The sequence below is a fragment of the Exiguobacterium sp. s101 genome (genome assembly GCF_018617835.1).
In the GTDB taxonomy this organism is placed as follows: domain Bacteria; phylum Bacillota; class Bacilli; order Exiguobacteriales; family Exiguobacteriaceae; genus Exiguobacterium; species Exiguobacterium marinum.
On the sequence record NZ_JACSKX010000001.1, the window covers coordinates 344,532 to 361,714 of the forward strand.

Annotated in this window: 22 protein-coding genes; 6 read left to right on the plus strand and 16 right to left on the minus strand. The window is 44.7% G+C overall.

Annotated features, from left to right (window positions below; genetic code table 11):
- Positions 1–14 precede the first annotated feature (14 nt).
- From KNO76_RS01765 to KNO76_RS01780, 4 genes are all read right to left on the minus strand, one after another.
- Positions 15–254 (minus strand): hypothetical protein, encoded by a 240-nt coding sequence (locus tag KNO76_RS01765; RefSeq protein ID WP_214881824.1) that lies wholly within the window; start codon positions 252–254, stop codon positions 15–17.
- Between the two features lie 68 nt (positions 255–322).
- Positions 323–883 (minus strand): NADPH-dependent FMN reductase, encoded by a 561-nt coding sequence (locus tag KNO76_RS01770; protein WP_214797859.1) that lies wholly within the window; start codon positions 881–883, stop codon positions 323–325.
- Entirely contained in the window at positions 870–1,589 is a 720-nt protein-coding gene (locus KNO76_RS01775) for an alpha/beta fold hydrolase (RefSeq protein WP_051545982.1), read from the minus strand. Before KNO76_RS01775 ends, KNO76_RS01770 begins: the two co-directional genes overlap by 14 nt.
- Positions 1,586–2,161, minus strand: a complete 576-nt coding sequence (locus KNO76_RS01780; protein WP_214881827.1) for a GNAT family N-acetyltransferase — start codon at positions 2,159–2,161, stop codon at positions 1,586–1,588. The genes KNO76_RS01775 and KNO76_RS01780 overlap by 4 nt, the downstream gene beginning before the upstream one ends.
- A gap of 149 nt (positions 2,162–2,310) precedes the next feature.
- Between KNO76_RS01780 and KNO76_RS01785 the strand changes: the two genes are divergently transcribed.
- Together KNO76_RS01785 and KNO76_RS01790 are read left to right on the plus strand one after the other, a co-directional pair.
- Positions 2,311–3,042 carry a hypothetical protein gene (locus KNO76_RS01785; RefSeq protein WP_214881830.1) on the plus strand — a complete coding sequence of 244 codons (732 nt, stop codon included), beginning with the start codon at positions 2,311–2,313 and terminating at the stop codon, positions 3,040–3,042.
- Between the two features lie 273 nt (positions 3,043–3,315).
- Positions 3,316–3,603 (plus strand): hypothetical protein, encoded by a 288-nt coding sequence (locus KNO76_RS01790; protein WP_214881833.1) that lies wholly within the window; start codon positions 3,316–3,318, stop codon positions 3,601–3,603.
- A gap of 83 nt (positions 3,604–3,686) precedes the next feature.
- Here KNO76_RS01790 and KNO76_RS01795 read toward each other — a convergent pair whose 3' ends face one another.
- From KNO76_RS01795 to KNO76_RS01810, 4 genes are read right to left on the minus strand one after another with little or no spacing between them, the layout of a single operon-like run.
- Complete coding sequence (locus KNO76_RS01795; protein WP_214881836.1) at positions 3,687–3,878, minus strand: hypothetical protein; 192 nt, start codon at positions 3,876–3,878, stop codon at positions 3,687–3,689.
- Entirely contained in the window at positions 3,871–4,407 is a 537-nt protein-coding gene (locus KNO76_RS01800; RefSeq protein ID WP_026826391.1) for a hypothetical protein, read from the minus strand. Before KNO76_RS01800 ends, KNO76_RS01795 begins: the two co-directional genes overlap by 8 nt.
- A complete protein-coding gene (locus KNO76_RS01805; RefSeq protein ID WP_214881840.1) occupies positions 4,404–4,991 on the minus strand; it encodes a phosphatase PAP2 family protein in 588 nt (195 codons plus the stop codon). Before KNO76_RS01805 ends, KNO76_RS01800 begins: the two co-directional genes overlap by 4 nt.
- On the minus strand, positions 4,991–5,536 hold the full coding sequence (locus tag KNO76_RS01810) for a phosphatidylglycerophosphatase A family protein (protein WP_026826393.1): 546 nt from the start codon (positions 5,534–5,536) through the stop codon (positions 4,991–4,993). Before KNO76_RS01810 ends, KNO76_RS01805 begins: the two co-directional genes overlap by 1 nt.
- A 176-nt stretch (positions 5,537–5,712) precedes the next feature.
- Here KNO76_RS01810 and KNO76_RS01815 point away from each other — a divergent pair, with 176 nt between their 5' ends.
- Positions 5,713–6,222: a YjcG family protein gene (locus tag KNO76_RS01815; protein ID WP_214881843.1), complete on the plus strand. Its 510-nt coding sequence runs from the start codon at positions 5,713–5,715 to the stop codon at positions 6,220–6,222.
- Positions 6,223–6,224: 2 nt separating this feature from the next.
- On the opposite strand, the gene KNO76_RS01820 is transcribed toward KNO76_RS01815, so the two are convergent.
- Both KNO76_RS01820 and fabI read right to left on the minus strand, forming a co-directional pair.
- The gene (locus tag KNO76_RS01820) at positions 6,225–6,413 is read right to left on the minus strand and encodes a hypothetical protein (protein WP_214881853.1); all 189 of its coding nucleotides are present in this window, start codon (positions 6,411–6,413) and stop codon (positions 6,225–6,227) included.
- A gap of 83 nt (positions 6,414–6,496) precedes the next feature.
- On the minus strand, positions 6,497–7,270 hold the full coding sequence (gene fabI, locus KNO76_RS01825; protein ID WP_026826395.1) for an enoyl-ACP reductase FabI: 774 nt from the start codon (positions 7,268–7,270) through the stop codon (positions 6,497–6,499).
- Between the two features lie 149 nt (positions 7,271–7,419).
- Here fabI and KNO76_RS01830 point away from each other — a divergent pair, with 149 nt between their 5' ends.
- Positions 7,420–8,586, plus strand: a complete 1,167-nt coding sequence (locus KNO76_RS01830) for an FtsW/RodA/SpoVE family cell cycle protein (RefSeq protein WP_214881856.1) — start codon at positions 7,420–7,422, stop codon at positions 8,584–8,586.
- Positions 8,587–8,622: 36 nt separating this feature from the next.
- Here the strand turns inward: KNO76_RS01830 and KNO76_RS01835 are convergent, their stop codons facing one another.
- The 3 genes from KNO76_RS01835 to yjbM are packed head-to-tail and all read right to left on the minus strand — an operon-like array spanning position 8,623 to position 10,943.
- Positions 8,623–9,486, minus strand: a complete 864-nt coding sequence (locus KNO76_RS01835) for an RluA family pseudouridine synthase (RefSeq protein WP_214881858.1) — start codon at positions 9,484–9,486, stop codon at positions 8,623–8,625.
- 3 nt (positions 9,487–9,489) lie between these two features.
- The gene (locus KNO76_RS01840; RefSeq protein WP_026826398.1) at positions 9,490–10,287 is read right to left on the minus strand and encodes an NAD kinase; all 798 of its coding nucleotides are present in this window, start codon (positions 10,285–10,287) and stop codon (positions 9,490–9,492) included.
- 11 nt (positions 10,288–10,298) lie between these two features.
- Entirely contained in the window at positions 10,299–10,943 is a 645-nt protein-coding gene (gene yjbM, locus KNO76_RS01845) for a GTP diphosphokinase (RefSeq protein ID WP_214881860.1), read from the minus strand.
- 109 nt (positions 10,944–11,052) lie between these two features.
- On the opposite strand from yjbM, the gene KNO76_RS01850 reads away from it, so the two are divergent.
- Both KNO76_RS01850 and KNO76_RS01855 read left to right on the plus strand, forming a co-directional pair.
- Positions 11,053–11,634 (plus strand): CYTH domain-containing protein, encoded by a 582-nt coding sequence (locus KNO76_RS01850; RefSeq protein ID WP_214881862.1) that lies wholly within the window; start codon positions 11,053–11,055, stop codon positions 11,632–11,634.
- Between the two features lie 85 nt (positions 11,635–11,719).
- On the plus strand, positions 11,720–12,493 hold the full coding sequence (locus tag KNO76_RS01855; RefSeq protein WP_214881864.1) for a DsbA family protein: 774 nt from the start codon (positions 11,720–11,722) through the stop codon (positions 12,491–12,493).
- A gap of 204 nt (positions 12,494–12,697) precedes the next feature.
- Here the strand turns inward: KNO76_RS01855 and pepF are convergent, their stop codons facing one another.
- Genes pepF through cls form a run of 3 tightly spaced genes read right to left on the minus strand, consistent with a single transcriptional unit; the run spans position 12,698 to position 17,107 of the window.
- Complete coding sequence (gene pepF, locus KNO76_RS01860) at positions 12,698–14,500, minus strand: oligoendopeptidase F (protein ID WP_214881874.1); 1,803 nt, start codon at positions 14,498–14,500, stop codon at positions 12,698–12,700.
- Positions 14,501–14,517: 17 nt separating this feature from the next.
- Positions 14,518–15,579, minus strand: a complete 1,062-nt coding sequence (locus tag KNO76_RS01865; protein ID WP_214881876.1) for a competence protein CoiA — start codon at positions 15,577–15,579, stop codon at positions 14,518–14,520.
- 16 nt (positions 15,580–15,595) lie between these two features.
- Positions 15,596–17,107: a cardiolipin synthase gene (gene cls / locus KNO76_RS01870; RefSeq protein ID WP_214881878.1), complete on the minus strand. Its 1,512-nt coding sequence runs from the start codon at positions 17,105–17,107 to the stop codon at positions 15,596–15,598.
- Positions 17,108–17,183: the final 76 nt, after the last annotated feature.

Sequence of the window (17,183 nt, forward strand, 5' to 3'; positions counted from 1 at the left end):
TCGTCTATTTATGTTTAGAACAGCGCGATGAACTGTTGGAGCGAATACGTATCACCATCCACAGTAAACGTGTCGTCATCTGCAATCGGTTCAAGGAAGAAACGTTTTTCTCCGTCTTCATTTACATAACCGAAAATATGATTGGATTGATAGAACAACTCTACAATCGTCATACGTCCAAACGTCATTCCATCGTTCATTACCGCCCGATCACCTAATTCGCCGCCATTGTACAGTTCGATGTAAGTTTCCATTTTGGTGTCGCTCCTCTTGTGTTTGTTTTCACAATTCCTTTCTATCAAACAACAAGAACGACTTCAAGTTAATTTTTTGCGCTACGCTTCCAAAATTCAATCCATTTATAATACTCAAATAACGTTTTTTTAATTTGTCTAATGGACTTTTCATCGTGAAGTCCTGATTCCCCGATTTTGTCTTTACAATGCGTTATAAAGATTTCATTTCCTGGTAAAACATTTGCTCGATTTGTGGCAAATACTTGTCGAAGATGAATCTGGCATCTGGCCGTTCCGAGCATACCTGGAGACGCTCCGGCAATCATGACCGGTTTATCCCGAAGTGGGGTACCCGGTTCGAGCGAGAGCCAGTCAATCGCGTTCTTCAAGACACCTGGGATACTGTGATTATATTCCGGAGTGACGATCAGTAATCCATCCGCTTCCCGAACGGCTTGTTTCAAAGTTGCCACCACTTCCGGTTCATCTGGGTCAATCAAATCATCATTAAATAATGGGAGCTCGATTGAGACGACTTCAATGTCAAAATCGTCTCGAGCAAGTCCGATGATTGAGCGGAGAAGAGCCGTATTGAATGATTGTTTCCGAAGGCTGCCAGAAATCGCAATCAATTTATACTTTTTCATGAGAAGCCTCCTGTAGCCATTGATTAATAATCGCAGCCTCTTCCTGAGGTGCTTCCATCATCCCCATATGACTGTAAGGGACAACGGCGGTCGTGTGACGACTCGCACCTAAAAACGCCCGGTCCTCATTCATGTTCGGATCTTTCTCTCCATAAATGAATAATCCCGTAAGTTCGGTTGCCTCGACAGTGTTCACTTCATCTTCACGATCCCGAATCGCTCGTTGCGCATTCACGATTCCGTCGACCGACATATGGTATCCAATCTTAATCGCATTTTCGACGAGCATAGGGTCTGAATCATTCGAGAAGACACTCGGAATCATCCCATCAATAAACGGCTTTACCCCTTCTTCGATGACTTTATTGATCGCCGCATTACGTTTTTCTTTAGCCTCTTCTGAATCTGACGCAGCGGTTGAATGAATCAGTCCAAACCCAGACAACTCGCTCTCATAACGACGAACGAGATTTGTAGTCACATATCCCCCGAATGAATGCCCGAATACGAGTGGTTTGTCAAGATTACGCAGTCGTATCTCTTCAATGACCCAGTCCGCGAACTGATCCATCGTTTCCGGTCCCACTTCCGTGCCTGCATGACCCGGTAATATGAATGCATGAACTTCCGCATCTAGCAAAGGTTCTAACTGTTCAAAGTACTGTGGCGAACCACATAATCCATGTAACAAGACAAGTGCTTTCATAAGATTGAATGCTCCTTTTCTTCCCATTCTGTTTTGAGTAATCGATACATCGTCAAATCCATAAAACGACTATGACTGTACGCATAATCTTTCAATAATCCTTCCTCGATAAACCCGAGTTTTTGTACGAGTCGATTCGACCCTTCATTACCTGGTGCGACCAATGCGGAAATCCGGTGGAACTTGAACTCTTCAAATCCGTGCTGGATGACAGCCGTAGCCGCTTCAAACGCCACACCTTGTCTCCAATAATGATGAGAGACCTCAAATCCAATCTCAGCACGATAGTATTGGGCGGTCCAATTGTGAAATCCAATCGTTCCGACCAAATCGTTCGTAAATCGATCGCAAATCGCCCAGCGGATGGCTTTCCCTTGCTGAAATTGATCTTTAAAATAAGCGATCACATTCTTCGCTTCATAGACGGCAAGCAACGGGTCCGACCCATAATATCGCATCACTTCTTCCGTGGATAAGATGGTATAAAGCGCTCTTGCATCACGCGGTTCAAGCTCCCGAAGGATAAACCGTGGCGTAGCGAGCTCAGGAAAACTACGTTTCAATCCCCACATATGGAACCCGCCTTTCCTATTCATTTCCTCAATTATACTTGTCTTTTCCCAAATGTATCGAACTCAATCCTCAGTAATCGTCTCAAGATGGCAGAAACCAAGTGTTTTTGCTACTATGAATGTAGTATGTCAAACTGAGGGGATACCATATGTCAAAACAACTCTTTTATTTGAAACTAGACCGAGACGTCCAACGATTCACGCTTCATGGTGTAACATTGGCCGATGTAACAGAGGCTTTTTCCGTAAGGAGGCCGATGATCATTTGTCGAACCGATATTAAAGGGATGAGGCAATCATCACGGTCACGTTTTCGCTATATCGAAGCGCATGAGCTTTCTTCGTTCTCGTCAAAGTATTTGAATAACCAAACGACATTCACAGCAATCGACTTTCCAGATTACAACACGCTTGAAACGTTGTCTGATCATGAGATTGCAGAGATCCTGTTTTTAAGTCATATGGAACGTGGGATTAAAAAACCGTTTTTGGATTCGCTCGATAATGAGATTGCTTTTTTCAACGAAGCGAATGATCGGCACAGTAGCCTCTACATTCGAGACTGGTCGACCATCAATCGATTTGTTCAAAACATGTTGCAAAGTAAACTCGACCGAGACATTCGCAACATTAGTTTTGTCCCGATCCCACTTCCTGTAATTGATGAATTGCTCGACTTGGCACCTCAAGGGCTAATCATCGACTTCGATCATACAAAACGAAGTTTATTCAATCGACAAATTGTTATTTCTTTCTATGTGGCTGGCCGTTATGAGGACATGTCCGTCCTCGAAGAAGACTTCGACGCCAAGAAAGAGTCCATCGCACTTAAAGGACAGTTGATATATCGCCGTCGTACTTGGCAAATCGAGCGGTTATAAGGTCACACATGTAACTAACGTATCTGAACCTCTGGACAAGAGGTTCTTTTTTGTTATTTTCAGACTGATTATTTCAAGCAATTTCCCTTCATAACCGGGCTTGAACGCTATCCTTAAAAATTGATAACAAATTGTCTTAATTTTTTGTTAAATTAACACTTTTCTTTTCTGAATGAGGCGTTATACTAGGAATAACCTTCTGGAGGAATGGAAGGCAATATAGAGAAAGCGAGGTGAAAATCTATTCATCACGCGGATGGATAGATACACGAAATGGAACAACTGAAAGTACAAGGAGTCTCTTCGTTCACCAAGTTTGCGACGAATGGAAAAATGCTGAAATTAAAAGATGCTCATGCAGGGGAACAACGCATTTCATTACAGGATGCGACCGACATTCAAGTCTCTCTGCTCGACGAGGACCATTCGCGCTTCACTATATTTGGTCATACTCACCCGCTTGTGGAGCTGACCCTTCCTCACAACTCTTGTGAAGTCCTTTATGCATGGTTACTACACAAGATGAAACGACAAAAAATCAAATTAGCTTCAAACGCTTAAACAAAACAAGGTCTTGTCTCCGTGTGGGAGAAAGACCTTGTTTCTTTATCTAAATTCGGAACTTCCCTTCATTTCTCTTTATATTATGAAGTCGGCGTGATCGAGTTTTTCCGATAGATGGTTATTCCCCCATGCTTGGCTTCCCCTACAACTTCGAAAAGCCAACCATTCTCAATTAACATAGTTCGAACAAGTAAGAAGTCTTCTTTCAGCACTTTCACTTCCTCTACTTGTCCCTCTAACAATTGCTGAAACGTTGTCTCCCAATCAGTCATGTCCATTCTCCTTACGTGAGTCTTCTTCGCTCATCCACTCAAAAAGGCGACGGCCGGAATCGAGTCGGTTAGTCGCATCCCATAATTCGTTTGGAACGACTCGAGATACGTCAATCGTGCCATTTCCCGCAAACACGACATCTTCGCCTGTCGCCTGTTCAATATAGTGAAACGCGAACGACAAGACGGATTCTTCCGATTCATGCCCACTTTTCTGCAAGGCGAGATCGTAAGTCTCGTCACGTTGGTTGTTTACAAGTAACGTCCGCCCTCCATCGAGTAACGTCATCGGTGGGACGGCATCGACATGAAACACTTCATACGAACGATACGTCCCTTCGTTATAAGATAAAAGCGGGATAAACTGGCGTTGACTCGCCCATTTTTTCAATTGGAACAAAATTCTCATCGAAGTGAACCAAGTTGCCCCCTCAATATCTTTTTCCACTAAAATCGTAGGGATTGATGCTTCATCCGCTTCTTTTTTGTGAACAAACAGCCATTTTTCTACATCTACGACGATGATCAAACTGTCTTCCTCCTTATGAACCATTCAGAGAGTGCAATCATGGTCAGTGCAACGAACCATCCACCGAGCACATCACTAAAGTAATGAACATTTAAGATGACCCGACTTAGCGACACCGCAACCACAAGACAGACGAGTATTGCAATAGCGACCTTCGACTGCCCCTTTTTATACAGTACATATGCCATCAATCCATACAGCGCAAACGAACCGGAAGCGTGTCCGCTCGGAAAACTGTACGTCGTCGCATCAAGAGACGCATCGATGAGCGGTCGGTCAATTCCATAGATGAGTTTTAACACTTGGGTCAACAGAAGTGTCCCGATTCCCACGAGCGCTAGGCGCCAAGCCTCGACACGATTCCCTCGCCATAACCAAAATAACAATCCTAAAATCGAGAGTCCAACGATCACTTGAGCACTCCCTAATTCTGTTACGTATGAAAATATACGATTCGGTAACGGTTGTAACCATTCATATACGATTGTGTTCATCGGATCGACCGCCCCTAAAACGACAAACACCGACACGATCACATAAGCGACCGTCCCGGCTATCATTACCTTCTTCGGTGTCCACGCCATCAATATAACCCTTTTCGTTCACGTATCTCTTCTTCTCCGAAATCGACCATATCGCGTAACCGGTGTGCCAAACGCCCTGAAGCGTTTGCCGCAATCGCGCCGACGAGGTCATCCATGAACGTATGAACTTGACCATCGTCCATCTTCGTATCAAGTTGCTTGATGATACCTATTTTTGCCTTGTCTAAGTATCCGAATGTGGTCACGGCAATCGAACCATATGTGTTGACGGCACCAATCGCAATCGTTTCATCCACACCAAATAATCCCTCATCAGATGCGATAATTGATAAGAGTGGTTCTGATAACTGACCTTTTTCTGCCAACATATCAAGCTCTGAGCCGACAAGAATTGCATGTTGTAATTCACGTTTGTCGAGAACCGCCTCGACAGAATCCATGCAATCTTTTAATGAAAGATGCGGTGAGTAAGGTGCTTGCATCTGATAGACAATCTCCGCAATCGATTCGATTGTGACGCCGCGCTCGAATAGACGAGCACGAGCCGCTTCTCGGACGTCTCGTGAGTGTGGTACGTGTTTCATTGTATGCGCAGGATCGGAATCCTGCTTCACATCCCTTCGTTCAGAGAGTTATAATCTCTCTATATGATATAACCATTATACTGAAAAATCGAAAAAAAGACGAACCCTGCTTTGACTTCGCTTATTAAATCGTTCATCATAAACATGTAGTGTAAACGATTAAAGGGGGAAGAGGAATGAAGATTGGGGTAGTCTTATTTCCGTCAAAACAAGTGCAAGATTTTGCGAACTCTTATCGAAAACGTTATGACACGAAATATGCGTTAATTTCACCTCATGTGACAATTAAAGCACGTACAGAAGTGTCAGAAGAAGAGTTGCCGAAAGTACTAGAATATTTACAGCAAGTCGCAGATTCGACTAAACCGCTTCAATTAAAAGTCGATGGTGTCCGGTCTTTCGCACCAACAAACAATGTATTGTATTTGAAAGTACTCCCGACACGTGAACTATCCACGCTTCACCAGCGGTTACATGAAGGTATCCTCAATCAACCGCCGAAATATGAATTTTTGCCGCATATCACCATCGGTCAAGATTTGACCGATGCGGAACTGTTCGATGTACTCGAGCGTTTGCGTATGGAACAAGTTCATTTTGAAGAGACCATCACACGGATGGCCGTCATGTACGAACTCGAAAACGAAACGTGGAACGTCTATGAGACGTTCCGTTTCCGTGGTTAAACTTATATGCTCCGGTCGACATAGCGACCGGGGTATTTTTCTTGCTCTTCTTCTAGCCATTCTTCCCGCCGAGGCCGGATACGTTGAACACGTTTGATGCGTGTCACCGGTTCGATGCTCGCTCGACCTGATGGCTGGACTTGACGATTGACATATTGCACGACTGTGAAATCAATTTGATAAGGACCCATGATCTGACCTCCTTCATAGGTCCTTACCCGATTCTTTCATGTGGTAATACAAAAATGGCGCATCACTGCGCCATTCCCCAAACTTATAAAATATGGTACCCGCTATCCACGTGAATGACTTCACCGGTAACGCCGCTCCCCATTCCCGAAAGAAGAAAGAGTCCTGTCGAAGCCACTTCATCTGCAGATACGTTTCGACGTAACGGTGCCTTCTGTTCAAGTTCAGAGAGGATACTGTTAAAATCACCGACCCCTTTAGCCGATAACGTGCGAATCGGGCCTGCTGAAATTGCATTGACACGAACCCCGTGAGGTCCATACTCGTTCGCCAAGTATTTGACACTTGAGTCAAGTGCCGCTTTTGCAACGCCCATCAAGTTGTAGTTCGGGACGACACGCTCTCCACCGAGATACGTGAGCGTGATCACTGAAGCATCAGATGCGAAATATGGTTTCGCTGCTTTCACAACGGCTGTCAAACTGTAAGCTGAAATGTCTAACGCCTGCGCAAATTGACCTCGTGTCATCTCAGAGAACTCACCGCGGAGCGCTTCTTTGTCAGCAAACGCGATCGAATGAGCGATTCCTTGAATCTCCCCTGCTTCTTCGTGGATTGAGCGGAACGTCATTTCAATCGCTTCGTCATTCGTCACATCGCACTCAAGTAAAATCGCTTCTTGCTTTAACTCACCCGCAAGTGATTCTAATCCTGATTTGAATCGTTCTGCTGCATAAGTCAATACGAGCTTCGCTCCCGCTTCATCAAGCGTTTTGGCGATGGCCCAGGCGATCGAGCGCTTGTTGGCAATCCCCATGACGACATAAGTTTTATCTGTTAACGTTGGAAAAATTGACATCATAAACTCCCCTTTTTAGTACCTGGTGATAATATCTGTTATCAGATTACAGAAAGGTTTCTCTTTTGTCAACCGGCTCGTTTCGTATTGCGATTTTTTTAAGTTGCGGTAAGATAAAATACGTATAGAAAGGGTGACTCGACTCCATTATGAACCGCATTCAATCATATTTTAAAAGTTTAGACACGACGCTGTTGACCATCGTCTTCCTGTTAATGGTCATCAGCCTCGGTGCAATCTATACGGCACAGCCGATGTTGCCGACACGCCTTCAGCATATCAACTTCGCTCTCGAGCAAGGCATTCGTTACGTTATTGGCTTTCTTGCGATGTTTGCCATCATGACGATTGAATATGAACAACTACGGAAAATCCATTGGTATTTGTACGCATTCGGCCTGCTCCTTCTCGTAGGGTTAATCCCTCTCCGAGATACAACGCTCGTTCCAAATATTAATGGGGCGTATGGGTGGTATAACGTTCCAGGTTTCAGTTTCCAGCCTGCCGAGTTCATGAAATTGTTCCTGCTAATTTCGATGTCGACGATTGTGTATGAACACAACAAACGATATGGCTCATCTCAACTCGATACGTGGCTCTTGGTCAAACTGATTTTAGTCGCCCTCCCACCACTCGGACTGATCGTAACGCAACCCGATTTGGGAACAGGGCTCGTCTTAACAACGATGCTCGGCGCCGTCATTATCGTCTCGGGAATTGGCTGGAAGTGGTTGCTCGGTCTCTTCAGTGCGGCCGCTCTGACGATTGGAACATTTATGTATCTGTTCTTCTCCCATTTTGAATTGTTGCAAGCGTTCGTACCGGGCCATGCCCTCAACCGATTTCAAGCATGGATTTATCCATACGAGTATTCAGACGATTTAGCATTCCAATTAATCAAGTCGTTACAAGCAATCGGGTCCGGACAAATGTTCGGGACAGGGTATGGACAAGGTCTCGTCTATTTGCCGGAATCGCAGACAGACTTTATTTTCGCAGTAATCGCCGAACACTATGGTTTCATTGGCGCAGCGCTCGTTATCATCGTCTTTTTCCTGTTCCTCTATCGCATGATTCATATTGCATTAGAGTCAAGTAGCGCTTTTGGAAGTTACATCGTCACCGGCATTATCGCTATGTTCACATTCCAGGTTTTCCAAAACATCGGGATGACGATTGGTGTTTTGCCAATCACGGGTCTCACACTTCCATTCGTCAGTTACGGGGGAACGGGAATCATCATGAACATGATTGCAATCGGTCTCGTGATGAACGTGGCATCCAAATCAAAAACATATATGTTTGATGACGATTGACAAAAGCCCTCAAGGAATTGAACTTGAGGGCTTTGTTCACGTTCGGATAAAATCTTCTGGGATTGGCGCCTCGATAAAGATATCTTCTCCTGTTAACGGATGAATAAATCGTGCAGACGCGCTGTGAAGGGCATGACGGCCCATTCGGTTGACTCCACCATACATAGAGTCTCCAATGAGAGGATGTCCAATATGGCGCAAATGAACGCGAATCTGGTGAGTCCGTCCTGTCTCAAGACGTATGGTCAATAAAAAGTCACTTCCGAATTTCTGGCAATCGAGAACATGTGTGACGGCACGTTGCCCATCTTCTGTCACGACCCGTTCCATGATTGATCCCTCAGCACGCCCAATCGGCGCATCAATTGTTTGGGGCACCACTTCTTCTTCAACGAGTGCCATGTACGAGCGCATCAATTTATTCGCCTTTTGAAGTTCGCTGAATCGATGATGAACAAAACCAAACTTCGCAAATAAAACCACCCCGCTCGTATCGCGGTCGAGTCGGTTGACGACATGAATCGCAGAAGGAAGACCGATTTGTTTATAATATCCGAGTACTGCGTTCGCGAGCGTATCGGTCGGGTGTAATCTTGATGGAATCGTCGCGATTCCTGCAGGTTTGTCAACCGCTAACAAAGCGTCATCTTCGTATAAAATACGAAGCAATCGGTTTGAAGCGACCATTTCTGTTGAAGGGGATTCTTCTGGGAACGTGACCTCCACTTCATCACCCTGTTCGAGATTATGACGCACGGTTCGAGCTAATCCGTTTACTTCAATCTTCCCTTCATACTTCACGAGCGTGAGCATTTTTCGGGAAATGCCCATATCTTGCATTAAAAAATCGCGAAGTGGGCTTTCTTTCTCCACAACGCGACGGATTGTAAATCCTTGCATCCCTTACTTTCCTTCCTCAATGAACGATTCGCGCACCCGGCGCCAAAACGGGAAAGGCCGAAATCGAGCGAACGTCACTTTTTCTTTTGCAACCGCACATCGAATCGAGACGACGTCAGACCAAGACAAAGCTTCTTGATGGTCAAACGCCAATTCGAATTCGGTTTTTGTATGCGGCTTGATTTTCACTTGATGATGTTTCGGTAAAAGAAGCGGCGCCCCGATTGTTCGATAAACCAAGTTGTTAATCGAGGCCATTTCCGTCACTTGAATTGCTTCGATTGACGGATGAACGATTGCCCCGCCGAGCGCTTTATTATAAGCAGTCGAACCGGATGGGGTCGAGATACACAGTCCATCTCCACGAAATGTCTCAAAATAATCATCTCGTATCGATAAATCACAAACGAGAGTTCGCTTGTAATTTTTAATCGTACAATCATTCATCGCTAATTGACGATCGGTCTTTCCGTTCTCGTAGTCGATCAGAACTTCTAATAGTGGGTACGAGACCGGCTCGAACGACTCACTCGTAATCATTTCCGTCAATTCGTCCAATTCATCCGGTTGCCAATCGGCATAAAAGCCTAAATGTCCAGTATGAATGCCGACGAGAAGCGTTTCATCGAGTCGGTCGATGTATTTATGGAACGCCTGCAACATCGTGCCATCTCCCCCGACCGATACCACGATTCGCGGCTCCTCAGATCGCGTATGCCCGGCAGCTTGAAGTTTACCAGTCAGTTCCTGGGCAATCTCCGCTGATCGCGTATCCCCTCTCGAAACAATCGCAAACTGCATATCAATTCCCCCTAGTCCTCATCCGTTTTCACGTTCATCTCTTTATCGCGAAACACTTGCTGGGCGTCTTGAATTTCGACGCGGAGTTGACTCATTTCTGCATCGAGAAGAAATGCCGCCTCGGCCGCACGTCTCAAACGCTCTTGTACTTCTAAAGGTATATCGTCATCGTATTTATAGTTTAATGAATGCTCAATCGTAGCCCAAAAGTTCATCGCAAGCGTGCGGATTTGTACTTCGACTAGCGTCGGGGTTTCTCCATGAATCGTTTGAACCGGGTATTCGATGATGACATGATACGATCGATAACCAGAATCTTTTTGGTGAGTAATGTAATTCCGTTCCTCCACTATTTTAAAATCTGTTCGACGATGAAGCAAATCCAAGACGTGAACGATATCATCAACAAATTGGCACATAATTCGTAATCCAGCAATGTCCTGCATATCTGTCGCCAATTCGTGTTTAGCGATCTTTTTTCGTTTCGCTTTTTCAAGTATGCTCCCAATCGGTTTCACTCGACCAGTGACAAACTCTATCGGAGAATGGTCATTTTGAGACTTAAATTGCTTACGAACTGCTTTTAATTTTACTTTCAACTCGTCTACCGCGATTTGGTACGGTACTAAAAACTGATCCCAGTTTATTGATTGCATACGCTGTCACCACTTTCGTTCTTTTCCGGAAAAAACGTGTCCTTTCCGTATGTATCCGTTTGTATGGTATCATAAACGAACAATTGTTCATAGAATGGAGCGATGATTCATGACCCAAGAAGTGGAAATTGAATTTAAATCAATGTTGACGAAAAAAGAATACGAGACACTACTTCAAACCTACAAGTTAGAGAATCAAGTTCGCTGGCAAGCGAATGACTATTTTGACACACCATCGTTCCAGTTAAAAGAAAAGGGTGCAGCACTCCGCATTCGCGAGAAGAAACACGGTCAAGTATTGACGCTAAAGCAGCCGAATGATGTCGGGTTGCTTGAAACACACGCAATTATCACAGAGGCAGAGGCTGAAGATTTATTTAAATACGGCATTATTCACGATGACCAAATGAAACAAGCACTTGCACCATTTCAGTTGAGCGCCCCACTCGAACACCTCGGTCGTCTCGAAACGCACCGGGCAGAACATCAAATGAAAGATGGACTACTCGTCCTAGATGAAAGCCATTATTTGGAGACAACAGACTACGAAATAGAATTTGAAGTGACGAACGAAGAAGCCGGTCGACGCGCCTTTGAACGACTCTTAGCAGAACACGGACTTCCTTACCGTCCCGCCAAAAATAAAATCGTTCGATTCATGGAGTTAAAAATGAATCCTCTTAAAGGTTGAGCAGATACATTGCCAACCTTTTTTTTTCGTTGCTACAATAAGCTTACAAAGTTAAAAGAATTTTTAACGAGAGGAGGCGACACAAATGGAACGTGATTATTGTAATGGGTCATCTTGTTCACTGGAAGAAACTCCTATTCAAGTAACTTATAAGCCATTGGAGCTATTCTATTTCATGGACATTTCGAGCCCTGAAAACTTTCATGTGATGACATTAATCAAAAAGTTAGAGATTGAATACGGACATGTCATTCGTTTCCGCATGGTCTCTACTGTTCCTAGCTGTGTTGGCGGATGTCAGGAAGAGGTTCGCCTTCTCACCATGATCAAAGCGCTAGAATTACAAGGAAAGCGTCATGCAATGCGTTTCTTGCGTCATTTGCATGTGAATGATTTATTTTCCAGTAAACAACCCGACCCCATCGATCTATGGGAACTCGCACGATCTTTCGAAGAGTATGGTCTTGATTTAAGTGAACTCGAAGCCGATCTTCAATCGAACCAGCTCTTGAATGCGTTAGCGGTCGACCATCAAGTGTTGAAAGATTGGGAGATTGAGTCATTGCCCGCACTCACTTTTGTGACTCGTGATGAGGCGTTGAAGATTGAAGGCGTGTATCCGTACGATGTGTATCAATCGGTCATGACAGAGTTGTTAGGCTATGCCCCTAGCCGTTCAACCGATTGGGACGTAGCCAAAGTATTGGCTCGTTATGATGCATCGACGATTACCGAACTTTCATACATTCTAGACATGGAGAAAACTGTGATTGAACGCGAACTGAAAAAGCTATCTTTGCAGCAACGTTGTCGTCCTGTACCGGGATGTAGCGGGGAAGCATGGGCTCAAACGAAATAAAAAAGAACCCCACGGCCGGTTAGCCGTGGGGATTTTGACGTTTCAAGCGGGGACAAGAAACGTCGAACCTTGAGGCCCGGGGAAGGCCTACAAGATGGGAGAAAGTTTACGGTCAATAAAGGGGTTTGTGATTGTTTTCACAATTATAATATACCTGGCCCAACTTCATCTGACAACCTCTTTGTGTACATTGTCACATATTGTTCACGAGAATAATAATGATTCCATTTCATCGAGAACCGTTTCGAACTGATTGAGCGCTTTGAGTACCGGCTCTTTCGTTGTCATATCTACACCCGCAGCTTTTAATACTTCAATTGGATAGTCGCTAGAACCCGCCCTTAAGAAGTTGTCGATATAGCGACGAACGGCCGCCTCCCCTTCTTCCATGATCTGTTGCGACAACGCAGCTGATGCTGAAATACCGGTCGCATATTGATAGACGTAATAATTGTAGTAAAAGTGTGGGATACGCGCCCATTCATATGAAATCTCTTCATCGATGACAATGCCGTCTCCGAAATAACGTTTATTCAACTCCAAATACGTCTCGTTTAAATATTCTGGCGTGAGCGAGACACCCTCTTGTGCCGCCTTGTGAATCAAATGTTCGAATTCAGCAAACATCGTTTGTCGGAACAATGTCCCACGGAACGTTTCAAGTTGATTGTTCAACAAATAGAGACGTTCTTCTTTTGCCGTTCTCGTCTTCAATAAATGATCATTCAACAAGGCTTCATTTGTCGTTGACGCAACTTCCGCCACAAAAATGGAGTAGTCACCGTATGGATACGGCTGTGACGTACGCGTGTAATGACTGTGCACAGAGTGTCCAAACTCGTGTGCGAGCGTGAATAAATTGTTGACGTTGTCTTGCCAGTTCATGAGGATGAACGGTTGTGTATCATACGCGCCTGACGAATAAGCGCCACTGCGTTTGCCTCGTGTTTCCCGTACATCTACCCAACGCGAGTCGAGCCCGTCTTTCACAATTTGAACGTACTCTTCACCAAGCGGCGCTAAACCGTCGACCATCAATTGTTTTGCCTCTTCATATGACACTTTCATCTCTACGTCTTTGACGAGCGGCGTGTATAAATCATACATATGCAACTCATCTAAGCCGAGTGCACGTTTACGTAGCGCGACGTAACGATGCAACAAATCAAGACGTTCGTTCACTGCCTCAACGAGACCATCATAGACAGACTCCGGAATCGTATTATTGTGAAGTGCTGATTGTCTTGCACTTTCAAACTTGCGGACAGTCGCATAGAAGTTATCCTTCTTCACGCTTCCTGACAACGTAGAAGCAAACGTATTCAAGTATTGCTCATACGTCCCATACATCGCTTTAAATGCGCCCTCACGGACGGTTTTGTCAGCCGACTCGAGGAACGTAATGTAACGACCGTGTGTCAACTCGACCTCTTCCCCGTTTTCATTCTTCACTTTCGGGAATTTTAAATCCGCGTTGTTGAGCATACCGAACGTCGAACTCGATTGTCCGAGTACGTCCCCTGCTTGAGCGAGGATTGCTTCTTCCGCTTCCGTCAACACATGAGGACGTTCTTGCGCTAGTTCATCAAATGCATGACGATATACACGAAGTGCATCGTGTTGATCCATGTAGGCTTCAATCTGAGCTTCATCAATCGATAGAAGTTCAGGCGTCATAAACGCGAGCTGAGCCGAAATTTGAGACGCGAGTGAGCCTGCACGGTCATTCAATGCTTGGTAATGGCTATTTGACGTATCTTCGTCATAACGCATGTGTGCGTATGTGTACAGCTTATGTAACTTACGAGATAGTTCATCTCGAAGCTGTAATGCCTCGTGTAGAACATCTGCCGATTCTCCAAGGCGGCCTTTAAATCCAATTAAAGCTGGTACTTGTTCTTTCAGCGCTTGAAAGTCTGCTTCCCAAGCTTGATCGTCGTTGTAGATGGTCTCTAAGTTCCATGTTTCTTCCACTGGAACTTGCTGTCTTGTTAATACCTCTGACATACGTCCACTCCCTTTTCTTATCGATTGGTCGACTGTAACATCAATCGTTGAAATCCTTGAAACAAACGTGTATCGTGATGTCTCGCCCCTTCATATGTAATCGGTAACGACCATGACCTGACATCACAAGATAGACGACATGCATTCAAGAGTTGTTTCCATTGTACATGAAATGACTCCGAAAAGTCGCTTGTCGGTGTTACTCCAAACTGACGACACGTTTTTTCAATACTCCATTCTATCGAATCATTTGGTGACTCGTACCGATTTAAATAAAGGACGGTCTGAAAATCTAACGGATGTACACGTATTCCCCATAGCGATGTGAGCGGAAGATAACAGCCTGTCGGTAAAAGTGCCGGCAATAAACCGAGTGGATAGAGACGATTGAAGATCAATCGGCGATTCTTTGGGGAAGGATAGGGCGGAGCCATTCGCTTCCGACGAACCATTTCCGTCCATTCCATCGCGTTGAACCGATAGTATGCTTCAAACGGCGACGTCTTCGCTGAAGAAAAGGCTTCCCAATTGCCTATTCCATACTTGATCGAAATCGGAAACCCATTGAAACGAACTATAGAACCGTTATTCACCGTCATCAACATATGACGTCTCGAGAGTTCAAGACGCATCCACGGTTGGAAAGATTGGTTCATCCTCAAGTCGAGACCACTTGCGAGCCAAATGACATCAAGATTTGCTTTCTCATAGTCGCTCGTCCGCTCGACATATTCTTCCGGGCGTAATGAAGATGCCTGAATCTCAATAACTGTCGACTTTCCATCGATTTTAGTTAAAATGTCCGCACGTCGCGCTCCAATCGTTACTTCTTGGTCGACTGGATACCCTCTTTCTTGTAACCACTGACTCACCGCCCATTTGTCTTGATGGTGTGGAACCGATTCTGCGCTTCCACACGTATGGATATGAGCAAAATGGAGGCGCCGCTTCGCGCCCTGCTTCAGGATGAGCACTTCTTGACAAGTTGGACATCGAAAAGGAGCAAGCTGCTCCGCCTGCATTCGATTTAGGGTAAAAGAATCAACAATGTCCCCTTCCCGACCGATTGCAAATCGCATCTCGCTCCCCCCCTTTTTATAGTAGTGGTGAAAACATTCTAGCCAATGACTCCACGAGTTTGATAAAGAATGAGCGTTTTACAAACTCTTCTAACACTAACTCGTGAGATCCTTCAAAATCATGATATAAGTCTTGTTTCAGTTGGTTGACTGAATTCGTGTTATACAAGAGGGCATTCACTTCAAAGTTCAAGTGGAAGCTACGAAAATCCATATTTGCCGTTCCAATCGTAGCTAGTCCGTCATCAACGACGATAACTTTTGAATGCATGAAGCCTTCCTCATATAAATAGATTTTCACCCCAGCTAGTAGTAGCTCTTCATAATAGGAACGGCTCGCATAAAATACAATCTTATGGTCGGGATAACTCGGCAGCACAATCCGTACATCAATTCCTGACAAAGATGCCGTCTTCAATGCACTCATAATATCTTCATCGGGAATTAAATAGGGTGAAGAGATATAAACAGACTTTTTCGCGGCAATAATCAGCGAAAAATAAATCGATTTCATCGTTTCATATGGTTCATCTGGTCCACTCGCCACAATTTGGACGCCTCCACTCGCACTTCGAACCGTTTCAAGTGGCTCTAAATAAAACGGAGTGAAAAGACGCTCACCGGTCATGTAATACCAGTCTTGTAGGAAAATTAGCTGTAATTCAGACACCCCTTCTCCTCTGACATACAGATGCGTGTCTCGCCAAAATCCAAATTTAGAATGCTCACCCAAGTACTCATCCCCAACGTTCAAGCCTCCAGTGAATGCCTCGGTCCCATCGATTACTACAATTTTTCTATGGTTACGATAGTTGGTCTTGCTCGAGACGAGCGGAAGTACGACTGGGAAAAACGCCTGTACTTGAACGCCAGCCTGTTTCATTTCTTCAAAAAAGTTGCCACTCGTATGAATCGAGCCGACCGCATCATATAAAAATCGGACTTCGATCCCCTCTTTCGCTTTCTCGATGAGGATCCGCTGAATTTCCCGAGAAATACGATCATCCCGAAAAATGTAATATTCGAGATGGATGTGTCTTGTCGCCCCTTTCAAAGCAGGTAACAGTTTCGAGAATTTTTCACGACCATTCGTCAAGATTTGTGTATACGTATTCGAGGAGACCGGAAGCTGATTTAACGAAGAAGTGAGATGCATCAACTTCTCATAATCGTCATGTGTGAACATAAGCGATGGGGATAGCGTCATCGCCTTTTGGCGATAAGCTAAGTAAGTTTCTTCGTCGAGCATCGCTTTTTCTGTAAACATTCGCTTTCGTCGATAGTTCTGACCGAACACAAAGTACGCGAACAATCCAATGACAGGAAATCCAATCATGACAATCGCCCAAATCAATGTTCGTTGCGGATTTCGATTTTCGAGCAGAATCACCAGCAAAATGCTGAACGTTGTCAAAAAGACAAGAATCGAGAAGAGTCCAATCACTTGCGAGCTCCAGTAATACGATAATATCGCAATGAGTCCCGCGAGCAAAATAAGGGAAAAGAGTACTTGTATGCGTCGCAACATATTATATCCTGACCTCGTTTCTGTCATGTATTATCATTAATTATACATCGTAACGCTAAATTTTTGAGGGGAGCGA